This is a genomic window from Rhizobium leguminosarum bv. trifolii WSM2297, assembly GCF_000271845.1.
Genome location: NZ_JH719395.1, coordinates 297530 through 312114, shown reverse-complemented (window position 1 = coordinate 312114; position 14585 = coordinate 297530). Strand labels below are relative to the sequence as shown.

Here is a 14585-nt window from a genome sequence, read left to right as displayed (position 1 = left end):
TGAAAGGAGGTCAAGGGTCTTAGAGGCGATACATGATCGAGTCGTTCCAGAAGCGGTCGAGGCGCTGGAGCAGCTTGTTCATCTGGGTGAACTCGTCGGTGCCGATGCCGCCCACCTTGTCGATCGAGGTGATGTGGCGTTCGTAGAGCTTGGCCACGGTTTCGGCGATGTCCTGGCCGGTTTCGGTCAGGCTGATGCGGACCGAGCGGCGGTCGATGCGCGAGCGCTGGTGGTTGATGAAGCCGAGATCGACCAGCTTCTTGACGTTGTAGGAAACGTTGGAGCCGAGATAGTAGCCCCGCGAGCGCAGCTCGCCGGCGGTCAGCTCGGAATTGCCGATGTTGAAAAGGAGCAGCGCCTGGATGGCGTTGACGTCGCTGCGACCCTGACGGTCGAACTCGTCCTTGATGACGTCGAGAAGACGGCGGTGAAGACGTTCAACAAGATGAAGGGATTCCATGTAAAGATCACGGATGCCCTGATCCTGCTGGTCACGGAAGTTCGATACCGCCTGCGGCTTAATTTTCGTGTTCATATTGACTGCCTCACTGTTTGATTGGCGGTGTGTTTTCTTCCCGCCTTGAGTGAGACCCTATCGAATACATATAAAATTCGACTTAAACCGCAGGCTTAACGGAGCCTTACTGGAAACCCCACGTTGTCTCAGGGTAAATCAACACTTACCTGGCGGCGATGCCGGCGCTTTTCCAGCCAGAGCAGCAGGCGGAAAATCCAGTAAACCACGGCGACCATCAGATGCAGCAGGATGATCAGCTTGTTGGGGCCGAAGATATCCGGCAGCAGGCCATACATCAGGATCTGCCCGCCAGCGGCCAGCACCCAGATGACCGGCCCCCAGGAGACGGTAAGCCAAAGGCCGAGGGAGGCAACGGGGAAAAGCACGGCGAGACTGGTGCTCGCCACCTTCCACGGCAGGCTCAAAAGATCGAAGCGGCCGGCGCCGACCAGCGAATAACCGACGAGCATCGCCCAGTATTGCAGACCGAACCAGAAGCAGGATACGGCAACCAGCCTCAGGAAGAGAATGAAGAGTATATCCGCCAGCGTGCGTTTCGGTATCGTCGGGGAATCGGTTTCCATAGCGCAGACATCGGTTCGGGGTTGCATCTTCTTCACGAGCGCCGCGCGTCTGACGACGCGCTAACGACGCTCTATCACATCGCGTCCGCGCGTAACGCCGAAAATCGATCTCGGGGTTATACGCCTTAGGTTTTTCCGCCGCAGCCAATCGTCCGGTTTGGATTTTTCGGGGGGCATGATAATGAGCGCTCCGATAAATGGAATGGGCCAGGGGCAGATATCATGCAGGATAGGACGCATCTCGTCGACGACATCACCGGCCATCGCCGCATGCGGCGCAACCGCAAGGCGGATTGGACGCGCCGGCTGGTGCAGGAGAACCGGCTGACGGTAGACGACCTGATCTGGCCGATCTTCATCGTGCCCGGCTCCGGCATCGTCGATCCGATCCAGGCCATGCCCGGCGTCAACCGCATGAGCATCGACAAGGCAGTCGAGGCGGCGCGAGAAGCGGCCGGCCTCGGCATTCCGGCACTCGCCACCTTTCCAAACATCGAGATGGAACTGCGCGACGAGACCGGCTCGAACAGCCTCGAAGCCAACAATCTGATCAACCAGGCGACGGCGGCGATCAAGAAGGCGGTGCCCAATATCGGCGTCATCACCGACGTCGCGCTCGATCCCTTCACCAGCCATGGCCATGACGGAATCTTGAGAGACGGCGAGATCGTCAACGACGAGACGGTCGATCAGGTCGCCCGCGCCGCCGTGATGCAGGCCGATGCCGGCGCCGACATCATTGCGCCGTCGGAGATGATGGACGGGCGCATCGGCGCGATCCGCATGGCGCTCGATGCGGCCGGCCACCAGAGCGTCGGCATCATGAGCTATGCGACGAAATTCGCCTCCGCCTTCTACGGGCCCTATCGCGAGGCGATCTCGACGGGCGGGCTCCTGAAAGGCGACAAGAAGACTTATTATATCGACCCAGCCAACGGCACCGAGGCGATCCGCGATGCGGCCCTCGACGTCGAGGAAGGTGCCGACATGCTGATGGTCAAGCCCGGCCTGCCCTATCTCGACATCTGCTGGCGGATGAAAGAAGCCTTCGGCCTGCCAACCTTCGCCTACCAGGTTTCCGGCGAATATTCGCAGATCAAGGCAGCGGCAATGAACGGCTGGATCGATGGCGAGCGGGCGATGCTCGAAACGCTGCTGTCATTCAAGCGGGCCGGATGCGACGGCATCCTCACCTATTTCGCGGTCGAGGTGGCGAAGATCCTCAGCAAACGGTGATTTTGGGGGAATTATTGTATTTCGCCCGGCCGATACCATATCAGCGGCATCGCTTTTCCGCAGGAGATTGAGATGAGCTACAACCCTAATCCGCTTTATGCCGCACCGGAGGACTGGCGCGCCTATAGCGGCGTGTTGAGCCGCCGTGTCTTCGCCTTCATCCTCGACTATCTGATCGTGCTGCTGCTCTGCATCCCCGCAGGCATCGTGCTGTTCTTCCTGTCGATCGTCACGCTCGGGCTCGGTTTCTTGCTCTACCCTGCCCTCTTCGTCATCGTCGCCGGCATCTATTTCGGCCTGACGGTCGGCGGGCGGAGCCAAGCCTCGCTCGGCATGCGCGCTATGGGGATCGCCATCATGCGCGTCGACGGCCGGCCGATGGATTTCCTGACGGCGATCGTGCATCTGGCGCTGTTCTGGATCCTCAACTCGGTGCTGACGCCGCTGATCCTGCTTGCCGGCCTGTTTACCGAGCGCAGCCGTCTCATCCACGACCTGCTTGTCGGCACAGCGACGGTTCGCACCGCCTGAGCATTGGCTCGAGATCACAGCTAAACCTTTAAGCGGAGACGAAATAAAGTCTCCGCTTTCTCTTTGCCCGAGGGCGCCACCGCTCCATATCTAAAATTAGAAGACCGAAATGAAGGGCAAGAACCGCGCCGCTGTTGACGTTTTTTATTCTTAGGTCATGCTGTCAAGAAACGGCACGGTCTCGACAAGGAAATTTCCGCGACAGATGAATACGCAGACAACGCCATCCCCGCAGTTTTATCTGACGGCTCCGGCTACGTGTCCGTATCTGCCGCATGAGATGGAGCGTAAGGTGTTCACCCATCTGGTTGGCCCGCGCGCCGCCGAGATGAATGACATCCTGACCCAGGGCGGTTTCCGCCGCTCCCAGAACATCGCCTACCGGCCGGCCTGCGAATCCTGTCGCGCCTGCGTTTCCGTCAGAATTCTCGCCCAGGAATTCGAGCCGACGAAATCGATGAAGCGGGTGCTTGCCGCAAATTCCGACGTCATCGCCACCGAATTCACCGCCCAGCCTTCCAGCGAACAATATTCGCTTTTCCGCCGCTATCTCGATTATCGCCACCAGCAGGGCGGCATGTCCGACATGACCGTGCTCGACTATGCGATCATGGTTGAGGACACGCATGTGAACACGCGAATCGTCGAGTACCGCCGGCGTGAAGAAGGCTCCGGACTGGAGCAGCGGCCGAAGGGCGAGCTGCTTGCCGCTGCGCTGACCGACACGATGAGCGACGGGCTGTCGATGGTCTATTCCTACTTCAATCCCGATCTCGAGCGGCGATCACTGGGCACCTTCATGATTCTCGACCATGTCAGGCGCACGAAGGCGCTGGGCCTGCCGCATGTCTATCTCGGCTACTGGGTTCAAGGGTCGCGAAAAATGGACTACAAGACCCGCTTCCAGCCACAGGAACATCTGACCCCGCGCGGCTGGGAACGTTTCGATCCCTCATCCATGCCCGAAAGTCCCCACGACTAAATGCTCCCCACCACTCTTTCCGATCATCGGAAGGGTCTGCTGCTGACGGCGATCGGCGGGCTGGCGCTTTCGATGGATATCCCGCTCGTCCGGCTTGGCGATGGGGACATTTGGTCGATCCTGGCCACGCGAAGCGCAGCAACGGTTCTCGCCACGCTCATCATCCTTGGAGCAATGCGCCTTGCCTGGGGCAAATGGCCGATGCTCGTTCCGGGGCGAGCCGGCCTATTCGCCGGCCTGCTCTACGGTCTCTCGTCCCTCACCTTCGTGCTGGCCGTCTTCAATACGGCTACAGCCAATGTCGTCTTCATCGTCGCCTTCAACCCGATGTTCGGGGCGCTTCTTTCCTGGATTGTCCTCAAGGAGAGGCCGCAGGCCGCAACGTTGATCGCCATGCTGTTCATGATCTTGGGCGTCGGACTGATCGTGCGCGAGGGGCTTTCCAGCGGCCATATTTTTGGCGACGCCATGGCGCTTCTCAGCGCGCTTATTCTTGCCGCAGCCATCACGGTCGGGCGTGCCTCGCGCCGGGAAATGGGCTTCGTGCCGTTGCTTGCCGCCATCCTTCCGGCAGTACTCGGCCTCGCGCAAGCTCTGCCATCAGGGCTTTCCGTCGCCCATCCCGGCTGGATCCTCCTCAATGGCGCCATTGTGATGCCGGTTGCCTTCTGGTGCCTTGCAACGGGGCCGCGTTATCTTTCCGCGCCTGAGGTCGGCATGTTCTATCTGCTGGAAACGGTGCTCGCGCCGATCTGGGTCTGGCTGATCTTTGCCGAAACGCCCGGGACGATGACACTCGTCGGCGGCGGCATTCTGGTGGCGACGATCGCCGGGCATTGCTTCTGGATGGTGCGGGGGAAAAGCATCAGGCGACTCTGATGATGCGATGTTGTCGCCTGCTCGGCGCCATGTTATAACAGCGTTACCACAGAGGATAAGCGATGAACGTTACAATCCGCAAAATCGGAAATTCCGAGGGTGTCATTATTCCGAAGGAAGTACTGCAGCGACTTGGCCTGAGTAGTGGCGACAGCCTCGAACTGCGAGAGATCGAAGGCAGCATCCAGCTTGTACCGGAATCGGCAGACCTTGCTGAACAGATGCGCGCTGCCCGCATCGGCATGGAGAAATATCGGATAGCTCTCCGCGAACTCGCAAAATGATGCGGCTTAAATGGCTAAGCCGCGAGGCGATTGAAAATATGCATGATGAGCAGATCAGCGAACATGGCGGCCTGGCTGGCTTACGTGATGCAAATGCCTTGGAGACCAGTCTGGCCCGTCCGCTTAACAAGGTTGCCTACGGCGAAGCTGATATTTTCGTATTCGCCGCGGCTTATCTTTATGCCATTGTCAAAAACCACCCATTCGTGGACGGCAACAAACGTACCGGCTATCTCGCAGCGTTTACATTTCTCTACATCAACGACTACGTGATCGATGCCGATAACGTCCAGGTCATTGCATTCGTGCTTGATGTAGCAGCCGGCAAAATCGACGAAGAAGGCGCGACCCGCTTTCTCCGGGATTTCAGCGTGCCGCTTAACCGGTAGCCTTCATCTGCTGCTGTTCCAGCTCCCTGCCCAGTCCTTCGACCACATGCGCCCAGCCTCGCCGGGTCTTTTCCTCGTGTTCGGCCCATTCTGCGCACATTTCATGGGTCAGCGTCAGGCGGCTGCCGCCGCCGAGCGGCTCGATGTCGATTTCGACGCGGTCGCAATTGTGATCATGTTCCTCGACGGAAAAACTGAAGACCATGCGCTGCGGGCGCTTCAGTTCCAGGAAGACGCCCTGGTGAAAGGCGTCGCCGGTGGGACGGCGGTCGACGATAAAGAAGCGGCCGCCGACATGCGGATCGATATCGGCGCGGATGACATGACCCTCATCGGTGGCAAACAGGAAGCGGCGGGCGATTTCAGGGTTGAGCCAGGCGTCGTACACGACAGCAGGCGGCACCCCGTAGGTGTGGCAGACATGCAATTTGATGGTGCTGGCGGGCATCGATTTTTCCTCCGGTAACGGCGCGCGCCTTCTCCAAGCGCACGGGCCACAGCCGTTCCGTCCGCCCACGGACCGGCATCTCTTCTTTTGGGTAACAGCAAAGAGATAGAGAAGTTCCCGCGCCCGCCAAGAGACGAGCGCGGAATTTTTATGCATGTCGTTATCCCGGAATTATATGCCCGGGCGAAATGCATTAACCGGCGAATTTGCCGCTGCGCGGAAAGCCCTTCGGCACGGTGCGGCCGGCCGTGGCGCGGTCGGATAGCCACTCGGCAAGTTCGTCCTTGTTCTTCGTGAAGGTGCGGCCGGCGCTGTCTTCCCAGACGAGGCCGTCTGCTATCGCAAAGCAGCGGACGTCGGAAATGCCGCCATCCTTGTAGCGCTGCAGGCGCACGCCCTTGCCGCGCGACATTTCCGGCACCTGCGCCAGCGGGAAGACCAGCAGCTTGCGGTTTTCACCGACGACGGCGACATGATCGCCACCCACCTGCACGAGCAGCTGGGTTTCTTCGGGCAGCGCCACGTTCATGATCTGCTTGCCCTTGCGGGTATTGGCGACGAGCTCTGCTTCCGCAACGACGAAGCCATTGCCGGCTGTGGAGACGATCAGCTGCTTGCGCGAGGGATCGTGGACGAAGGCGGTCAGCACCGCCTGGTCGTTGTCCATGTCGATGATGATGCGCAGCGGCTCGCCGTGGCCACGGCCGCCCGGCAGCTTGTCGCCGCCGAGGGTGAAGGCCTTGCCGCCAGTAGTGACGATCAGGATCTTGTCCGTCGTCTGCGCCGGGAAGGCTATCTTCAGCCCGTCACCTTCCTTGAAGGTCAGTGTCGCCGTATCGGCGATATGGCCCTTCAGCGCGCGGATCCAGCCCTTTTCGGAAATGACGACGGTGATCGGTTCCTTTTCGATCATCGCCTGCTGGATTGCTTCCTCGTCGGTTTCGGGGGCGTCGGCAAACTGGGTGCGGCGGCGGCCGACCTCAGTCGCCTTGGCGAATTTCTTCTTCACCTCGCCGATTTCCCAGGCGACCGTCTGCCACTGCTTGTCGTCTGAGGCAAGCAGCGCCTCGATCTCGCCCTTTTCCTTGGTGAGTTCGTCGAATTCCTTGCGGATCTCGAACTCTTCGAGCTTGCGCAAGGCGCGCAGCCGCATGTTGAGGATCGCCTCGACCTGAATGTCGGTCAGATCCCAGCGCGCCATCATGACCGGCTTCGGCTCGTCTTCCTCGCGGATGATCCGGATCACCTCATCGATATTGAGGTAGGCGATCAGCAGACCGCCGAGAATTTCGAGACGCCTGTCGATCGCGGCCAGGCGGAAGCGCGAGCGGCGCTGCAGCACCTCGCGGCGGTGATCCAGCCACTCCTTCAACACTTCGTTCAGCGCCATGACCCGCGGGATGCGGCCCATGGACAGCACGTTCATGTTGAGCGGGAAGCGGCTTTCGAGTTCCGTCAGCTTGAACATCGATTCCATCAGGATCGTCGGATCGACACTGCGCGTCTTCGGTACCAGGACGACACGGATGTCCTCGGCCGATTCGTCGCGGATGTCTTCCAAAAGCGGCAGCTTGCGGGCGATCAGCAACTCGGCGATCTTTTCGATCAGCCGCGACTTCTGCACTTGGTAGGGAATTTCGGTAATGACGATCTGGTAGCCGCCGCGGCCGAGATCCTCGGTCTGCCATTTCGCCCGAACGCGAAAACCACCGCGGCCGGTGCGGTAGCTCTCGATGATGCTGTCGCGGTTGTCGATAATGATGCCGCCGGTGGGAAAATCCGGGCCGGGAATGAATTCGACCAGCTTTTCGACGGTCGCATCCGGATGTTTGATCAGATGCAGGGCGGCGTCGCAAAGCTCGTGGGCATTGTGCGACGGGATCGAGGTCGCCATGCCGACGGCGATGCCGGAGGAGCCGTTGGCAAGCAGGTTCGGGAAAGCGCCGGGAAGGACGGTCGGTTCGGAATTCGATTCGTCGTAGGTGTCGCGGAAATCGACGGCATCCTGATCGATGCCTTCGAGCAGCAGTTCGGAGACCGCCGTCATCTTCGATTCGGTGTAACGCATGGCGGCGGGGCTGTCGCCGTCGATGTTGCCGAAATTGCCCTGGCCGTTGACCAGCGTATAGCGCTGCGAGAAATCCTGGGCGAGACGGGCAAGCGCGTCGTAGATCGACTGGTCGCCGTGTGGATGGTAGTTACCCATCACCTCGCCGACGATCTTGGCGCATTTCCTGAAGGCCGAGGTCGGCCGCAGCCCCATCTCGTTCATCGCGTAAACGATGCGGCGATGCACAGGCTTCAGCCCGTCGCGCACGTCTGGCAAAGCGCGATGCATGATGGTCGACAGCGCATAGGCGAGATAGCGCTGCTCGAGCGCCGCCTTGAGGTCGACCGGCTGGATGTTGTCGTCGTCTCCGCCGGAAGGCGGCAAAATCTCTTGTCCCATAGGTCCTGACTAGCCCAGAAGAGGCTGGCGGGCAAGGAATCCAGGCCATTGCAGCTGTGGATGAAGTCTTGGCACTGACATCAAAGGATGAGACAAACGTTCCGCCGCAATTTGGACTTCGTTTGCCGTTCCTTTCAACGGAAATTTAGAAGTCCGTAAATATAAAGCGGGCCCAATCCGTAGTAGCGTAACTGCAGATTTAAGAACCGCCACACGCCACCAGAGGAATCACCCCATGAATTTTTACCGGACAACGCGGCTGATGCTGTCGGGCGCCGCATTTTTCTCGCTCGCCGGCTCGGCTTTCGCTCTCGACGGCACCGATCTGCTGAAGAAGATCAATGCCGCCTATGCCGCACAGGGCGGGACGATTTCAGCTGAGAGCGTCGATATCGACGGCACGACCGTGACGTTGAAGAATGTCACCGTCAAGCCGACCGGCGGCGAAAGCCTGCCGATCGGCGAAATCACCCTTTCCGGCGTCGAAGAAGACGAGGACGGCGGTTATTACATCGAAGAAGCGGCCTTCCCCGACATCAACAAGACCGGAGACGGTGTGACCGTGACGGCGCAGGATCTGACGCTCGGCGGCATCTCCGTCCCGGCAACTGCGGGTGGCGATACGCTCGACACCATGATGCTTTATGAAACCGCCCATATCGGCCCGCTGAAGGTTGTCAAGGACGGGGCGGAAGTATTCTCGCTGCTCGAAAGCAACATGAACCTGACACTGCGCGAAGACGAATCCGGCTTCGATTTCGACGGCGCCTTCAAAAGCATGAAGGCCGATCTCACTAAGTCCGAGGATGCGCAGAGTAAGGACGCGATCGAGAAGCTCGCCCTGCAGCACGTCCAGGGCGACATCACCATGAAGGGTGCCTGGGAACTTGCCCCCGGCACGATCGACATTTCCGAATTCGCCTTCGACTTCACCAATGTCGGCAAGCTGAACCTCGGCTTCAAGATCTCCGGCTATACGATGGCCTTCATGAAATCGATGCAGGATGCGATGAAGCAATCCGAAGCCAATCCGAACAAGGAACAGTCGCAGCAGGCGCTCGGCCTTGCCATGCTCGGCCTGATGCAGCAGCTGTCCTTCGAGGCCGCGCAGGTGCGTTTCGACGATGCCTCGATCACCAAGCGCGCGCTTGATTATGCCGGCTCGCAGCAGAACATGTCGGGCAAGCAGATGGCGGATTCGCTGAAGGCGATGACGCCGATCATGCTGGCGCAGCTCAACATTCCCGAACTGCAGAACGCCGTTTCGGCAGCGGTCAACACCTTCCTCGACGATCCGAAGAGCCTGACCGTCAAGGCCGCTCCCGAAAAGCCGGTACCGTTCCCGACCATCGTCGGTGCTGCCATGGGTGCTCCGAACACGCTGCCGCAGGTGCTCGGCGTCAAGGTTTCGGCCAACGACTGACGCTTCGATCTCACGATAAAAGGACCGGCAGTTCCACTGCCGGGCCTTTTATTTCTGAACTCTCTCCAGCCTCATCGCGAGGCGCCTCGAAGGCGCCTCAAAGGCTAGGGTTGGCCGCGCAGCCTGTTATATCAGTCCTTCTTGACCGGCGGGATCGGCCGGATCGAAAGTTCGCGCAGCTGCGTCGGGCTTGCCGGGCTCGGCGCGCCCATCAGCAGATCCTGGGCCTGCTGGTTCATCGGGAAGAGCGAGATCTCGCGCAGGTTCTTTGCGCCGACGAGCAGCATGACGATACGGTCGATGCCGAAGGCAGCGCCGCCATGCGGCGGCGCGCCGTACTGGAAGGCGCGGTAGAGGCCGCCGAAACGATCCTCGACGTCCTGCTGGCTGAGACCGACCTTTTCGAAGGCAGCGACCATGGTTTCAGGCGACTGGTTGCGGATCGAGCCCGAGGCGATTTCGAAGCCGTTGCAGACGGCATCGTACTGGAAAGCCTTGATCGTCAACGGATCCTGGTTCTGCAGCGCTTCAAGGCCACCCTGCGGCATCGAGAACGGGTTGTGGGCGAAATCGACCTTCTTGTCTTCCTCGCTCCATTCGAAGAAGGGGAAATCGACGATCCAGCACAATTCGAAGCGGTCGCGGTCGACTAGGTTCAGCTCTTCGCCGGCCTTCGTGCGAGCCTCGCCGGCAAACTTGTAGAACTTTTCCGGTTCGCCGGCGACGAAGAAGCAGGCGTCGCCATCGCCGAGACCGAGCTGGTTGCGGATCGCATCGGTGCGCTCCTCGCCGATGTTCTTGGCAAGCGGACCAGCACCTTCGAGCTTGTCGTTTTCGCTGCGCCAGAAGATGTAGCCGAGGCCCGGCTGGCCCTGGCTCTGCGCCCAGGCGTTCATGCGGTCGCAGAAGGCGCGCGAGCCGCCGGTCTTTGCCGGGATCGCCCAGATCTGAACCTTCGGGTTGGAGGCGATCATGCCGGCGAAGACCTTGAAACCGGAGCCGGCGAAATGCTCGGTCACCGCTTCCATGACGATCGGGTTACGCAGGTCCGGCTTGTCCGAACCATATTTGCGAATTGCCTCGTCATAGGGAATACGCGGCCATTCCTTAGTGACCGGCTTGCCTTCGGCAAATTCCTCGAACACCTTGGTGATCAGCGGCCCCATCGTGTCCCAGACATCTTCCTGGGTGACGAAGCTCATTTCGAGGTCGAGCTGGTAGAATTCGCCCGGCAGGCGGTCGGCGCGCGGGTCTTCATCGCGGAAACACGGCGCGATCTGGAAGTAACGATCGAAGCCTGCAACCATCAGCAGCTGCTTATACTGCTGCGGCGCCTGCGGCAGCGCATAGAAAGTGCCGGGATGGATGCGCGAGGGCACGAGGAAATCGCGCGCGCCTTCCGGCGAGGAGGCCGTCAGGATCGGCGTCGTATATTCGGTGAAGCCGACATCGCCCATTTCGCGGCGCATCGACGAGATGACCTGAGTGCGCTTGACGATGTTCCGATGCAGCGTTTCGCGGCGAAGATCGAGGAAGCGATACTTGAGGCGGACGTCTTCGGGATAGTCCGGCTCGCCGAAGACCGGCAGCGGCAATTCCTTGGCGGCGGAGAGCACTTCGATCTCCTGGGCGTAGAGCTCGATCTCACCTGTTGCCATCGTCTTGTTGACGGTGTCTTCGGTGCGGGCCTTGACGAGGCCGTCGATGCGGATGACCCATTCGCCGCGCACGGTCTCCGCCGTCTTGAAGGCCGGGCTATCGGGATCGGCGACGACCTGGGTGATGCCGTAATGGTCGCGAAGGTCGATGAAGAGAACGCCGCCATGGTCGCGGACGCGATGGACCCAGCCGGAGATACGGACGGTCGAGCCGACATCCGTCTTGCGGAGGGCGGCGCATGTGTGGCTGCGATAGCGATGCATGATCTCAAATCCTGGCATGTGGCTTAAGACGGCAGCAAGGGTTCAAAGCCCCTCAAGCGCCGACAAGAAAATCGGGCGGAAAAGCGCATGGACGGTCCGATTTGTCAAGGCTTGGCGCGCGCTGCCCGCGGGTTTGGTACGCGTTTGTGGCGAGGTCGCGGCCCGTAAGCTGCGGCAGTTTGGCCGCGTTTCCCATATTGATGAAGATGCCTCTCAACTTTAAAAGGATCGGTATTATCATCCCGGAGCCTCCGCATGCCTCTGCTGACCCGCCGCAACCTTCTCAAGGCATCCGCCGTCGCGGGCGCCTATGGTGTCGGCATGGGCATTGCCGGTAAATTCGGGCTTGCCGAGGCGGCACCCGAGCCGCAACTGCTGACGGCGGTGAAGACCGAGGCGATGCTGAGCGAGGCGGGACCGACCCGGGATATCATGAGCTGGGGTCATGACGGCATGCCGCCGGTGCTCAGGATGACGAAGGGGCGACCCTATGCAGCGCGGCTGAAAAACGGGCTCGACGAACCGACGACGATCCACTGGCACGGGCTTCGCATCGACAACCGCATGGACGGCGTGCCCTTCATGACGCAGCCCTATGTCTATACCGGCGACAGCTTCGATTATGCCTTCACGCCGCCCGATGCCGGCACTTTCTGGTATCATCCGCATTGCAATACGCTGACGCAGATGGGGCACGGCATGACCGGCGTCATCGTCGTCGAAGACCCTGGCGATCCCGAATTCGATGCGGAAGTGGTGCTGAACCTGCGCGACTGGCGGCTCGGCGGCGACGGGCAGTTCATCGCCGCATTCCGGCCGCGCGACGCAGCCAAGTCGGGGACCTACGGCACGGTGCGCACCGCCAACTGGCATCAGGAGCCGCGATATGACGCGCCGGCCGGCGGGCTGGTGCGGCTGCGCATCGCGGTCACCGACGTGACGCGGATCTTCTCGCTGAAGATGGAAGGTGCGGTTGCGAGCGTCATTGCCATCGACGGCAATCCGGTACCGAAGCGTTTTCCCCTCGACCTGCTGCAGATCGGGCCAGGCCAGCGGCTCGATCTCGCCGTGCACATGCCGGACAGCGAGGGCGCCGTCGCGACGCTTGAAGATATCCGCGGCACGACGCCGAAGACGATCGCCAGCCTGCGCGCCACCGGATCATCGCTGAAGCGCGATATCGGCGATCTCGGGCCGCTTGTCGAAAATCCGGTGGCGAAGGCCGATCTTTCCGCCGCCGAACAGATTCCCCTAGTACTGAGCGCCACGGCGGAGAATACCGCCGCCGAAAGCATCTGCGGCACGCTCGGCTACAGTTTCTGGGCAATCAACAAGGTGCCGTGGCCGGGTGACACACCCGATCCGACGACGCCGCTGGTGGAATTGAAGCTCGGCCGGAGCTATGTCTTCAATCTGGAGAACACCACGCCGCACGCGCATCCGATCCATCTGCACGGGATGAGCTTCATGGTGATCTCTTCCTCGACCAGGGAGGTGATGCCTCTAGTGTCCGATACCTATCTCATCCAGCCGGATGAGAAGGTGCAGCTCGCCTTCGTCGCCGACAATCCCGGCGACTGGCTGCTGCATTGCCATATCATCGAGCATCAGAAGACCGGAATGACCAGCTATGTCAGAGTCAGCTGAGGCGCTCGTCTTGCCACAGTTTGGACGTGATTCTTGGCCAGCAAGGCTCGAAGCGTATGCTGTTGTATTGACATATCGAAGCGAAAGGAGAAGGAAGGTTCAACCGACCTTTTCCTTGCGAATGAAATGATATGATCGAAACCACCGCCGATTTGGCGGCCGCCTGCAAAGAGCTGGCCAAGTCCGACTTCATCACAATCGACACCGAATTCCTGCGCGAGACGACCTTCTGGCCGGAGCTTTGCCTGATTCAGATGGCAAGCCCGACAACGGAAGTTCTCGTCGATCCGCTGGCAAAGGGGATCGATCTCGCTCCCTTCTTCGAGCTGATGGCCGACCCAAAGGTGCTGAAAGTCTTCCACGCGGCGCGTCAGGACATCGAAATCATCTTCAATCGCGGCAATCTCATTCCGCATCCGATCTTCGACACGCAGGTCGCCGCCATGGTCTGCGGATTCGGCGACAGCGTCTCCTATGATCAGCTGGTCAGCCGCATCAAGAACGTCCATATCGACAAGTCGTCGCGTTTTACCGACTGGAGCCGCCGACCGCTCTCCGACAAGCAGCTGGAATATGCCCTGGCCGACGTCACCCACCTGCGCGACGTCTACCTGTCGCTCAAGGCGGAACTCGATCGCGAAGGCCGCACCTCCTGGCTCTCCGAGGAGATGGACATTCTCGAGGCGCGCGAAACCTACGACATGCATCCCGACGATGCCTGGCAGCGGCTGAAGATGCGGCTGCGCAAGCCGCAGGAGCTGGCGATCCTGAAATACGTCGCAGCCTGGCGCGAACGCGAGGCCCGGGCCCGCAACGTGCCGCGTTCGCGGGTGCTGAAAGATGATGCGATCTACGAGATCGCCCAACAGCAGCCCAAGGATACCGAAGCGCTTGGCCGGTTACGCACCATTCCGAAAGGCTGGGAGCGCTCGACCTCCGGCGCATCAGTCATCGAAGCCGTCAACGCGGCGCTCGCTCTTCCAAAGGCCGATATGCCACATGTGCCACGTCAGGCGCAGGCACCCGAAGGGGCCGCTGCCGCCGTCGAACTGCTGAAGGTACTCCTGAAGCTGATTTCGGAAAAACACGGCGTTGCGCCGAAGGTGATCGCCAACAGCGAGGATCTCGACAGGATCGCCGCCGAGGGCGAGAAGGCCGAAGTCTCTGCGCTGCACGGCTGGCGGCGCGATCTTTTCGGCGAGCCGGCGCTGCAGCTGATCCAGGGTCAGATCGCTCTGCGCTTCGTCGACAGGAAGGTCGAAACCGTCAGCCTCTGAGTTGGATTGAATTCGCT

14 protein-coding genes are annotated in these 14585 nt (G+C 60.5%); 9 read left to right on the top strand and 5 right to left on the bottom strand.

Annotation, left to right across the window (positions count from 1 at the left end; translation table 11 throughout):
* Positions 1–19: 19 nt before the first annotated feature.
* Both ldtR and RLEG4DRAFT_RS16755 read right to left on the bottom strand, forming a co-directional pair.
* The gene (gene ldtR, locus RLEG4DRAFT_RS16760) at positions 20–535 is read right to left on the bottom strand and encodes a transcriptional regulator LdtR (protein WP_003574072.1); all 516 of its coding nucleotides are present in this window, start codon (positions 533–535) and stop codon (positions 20–22) included.
* Positions 536–663: 128 nt separating this feature from the next.
* Entirely contained in the window at positions 664–1101 is a 438-nt protein-coding gene (locus RLEG4DRAFT_RS16755) for a DUF6163 family protein (RefSeq protein ID WP_003578436.1), read from the bottom strand.
* A gap of 222 nt (positions 1102–1323) precedes the next feature.
* Here RLEG4DRAFT_RS16755 and hemB point away from each other — a divergent pair, with 222 nt between their 5' ends.
* The 6 genes from hemB (at position 1324) to RLEG4DRAFT_RS16725 (ending at position 5402) form a co-directional block, all read left to right on the top strand.
* Positions 1324–2337, top strand: coding sequence for a porphobilinogen synthase (gene hemB / locus RLEG4DRAFT_RS16750; RefSeq protein WP_003578435.1), 1014 nt, complete (start codon positions 1324–1326; stop codon positions 2335–2337).
* Between the two features lie 72 nt (positions 2338–2409).
* Positions 2410–2868, top strand: a complete 459-nt coding sequence (locus RLEG4DRAFT_RS16745; RefSeq protein ID WP_003578433.1) for an RDD family protein — start codon at positions 2410–2412, stop codon at positions 2866–2868.
* A 205-nt stretch (positions 2869–3073) separates the two neighbouring features.
* A complete protein-coding gene (locus RLEG4DRAFT_RS16740; protein WP_003578431.1) occupies positions 3074–3850 on the top strand; it encodes an arginyltransferase in 777 nt (258 codons plus the stop codon).
* On the top strand, positions 3851–4729 hold the full coding sequence (locus RLEG4DRAFT_RS16735; RefSeq protein WP_003578429.1) for a DMT family transporter: 879 nt from the start codon (positions 3851–3853) through the stop codon (positions 4727–4729). It abuts the gene before it with no gap.
* A gap of 62 nt (positions 4730–4791) precedes the next feature.
* Positions 4792–5013, top strand: a complete 222-nt coding sequence (locus RLEG4DRAFT_RS16730) for an AbrB/MazE/SpoVT family DNA-binding domain-containing protein (RefSeq protein WP_003578427.1) — start codon at positions 4792–4794, stop codon at positions 5011–5013.
* Positions 5010–5402, top strand: coding sequence for a type II toxin-antitoxin system death-on-curing family toxin (locus tag RLEG4DRAFT_RS16725; RefSeq protein ID WP_003578423.1), 393 nt, complete (start codon positions 5010–5012; stop codon positions 5400–5402). Before RLEG4DRAFT_RS16730 ends, RLEG4DRAFT_RS16725 begins: the two co-directional genes overlap by 4 nt.
* Here the strand turns inward: RLEG4DRAFT_RS16725 and RLEG4DRAFT_RS16720 are convergent.
* Both RLEG4DRAFT_RS16720 and parC read right to left on the bottom strand, forming a co-directional pair.
* Positions 5392–5850, bottom strand: coding sequence for an SRPBCC family protein (locus RLEG4DRAFT_RS16720; RefSeq protein ID WP_003578421.1), 459 nt, complete (start codon positions 5848–5850; stop codon positions 5392–5394). The genes RLEG4DRAFT_RS16725 and RLEG4DRAFT_RS16720 overlap by 11 nt on opposite strands.
* Before the next feature lie 193 nt (positions 5851–6043).
* Positions 6044–8299, bottom strand: a complete 2256-nt coding sequence (gene parC, locus RLEG4DRAFT_RS16715; protein WP_003578419.1) for a DNA topoisomerase IV subunit A — start codon at positions 8297–8299, stop codon at positions 6044–6046.
* Positions 8300–8534: 235 nt separating this feature from the next.
* On the opposite strand from parC, the gene RLEG4DRAFT_RS16710 reads away from it, so the two are divergent.
* Positions 8535–9722 (top strand): hypothetical protein, encoded by a 1188-nt coding sequence (locus RLEG4DRAFT_RS16710; RefSeq protein ID WP_003578417.1) that lies wholly within the window; start codon positions 8535–8537, stop codon positions 9720–9722.
* Between the two features lie 131 nt (positions 9723–9853).
* Here the strand turns inward: RLEG4DRAFT_RS16710 and aspS are convergent, their stop codons facing one another.
* Positions 9854–11644, bottom strand: coding sequence for an aspartate--tRNA ligase (aspS, locus tag RLEG4DRAFT_RS16705; protein WP_003578415.1), 1791 nt, complete (start codon positions 11642–11644; stop codon positions 9854–9856).
* 255 nt (positions 11645–11899) lie between these two features.
* Here aspS and RLEG4DRAFT_RS16695 point away from each other — a divergent pair, with 255 nt between their 5' ends.
* Positions 11900–13291, top strand: a complete 1392-nt coding sequence (locus RLEG4DRAFT_RS16695; protein WP_003578410.1) for a multicopper oxidase family protein — start codon at positions 11900–11902, stop codon at positions 13289–13291.
* Between the two features lie 131 nt (positions 13292–13422).
* On the top strand, positions 13423–14568 hold the full coding sequence (gene rnd / locus RLEG4DRAFT_RS16690; protein WP_003578408.1) for a ribonuclease D: 1146 nt from the start codon (positions 13423–13425) through the stop codon (positions 14566–14568).
* Positions 14569–14585: the final 17 nt, after the last annotated feature.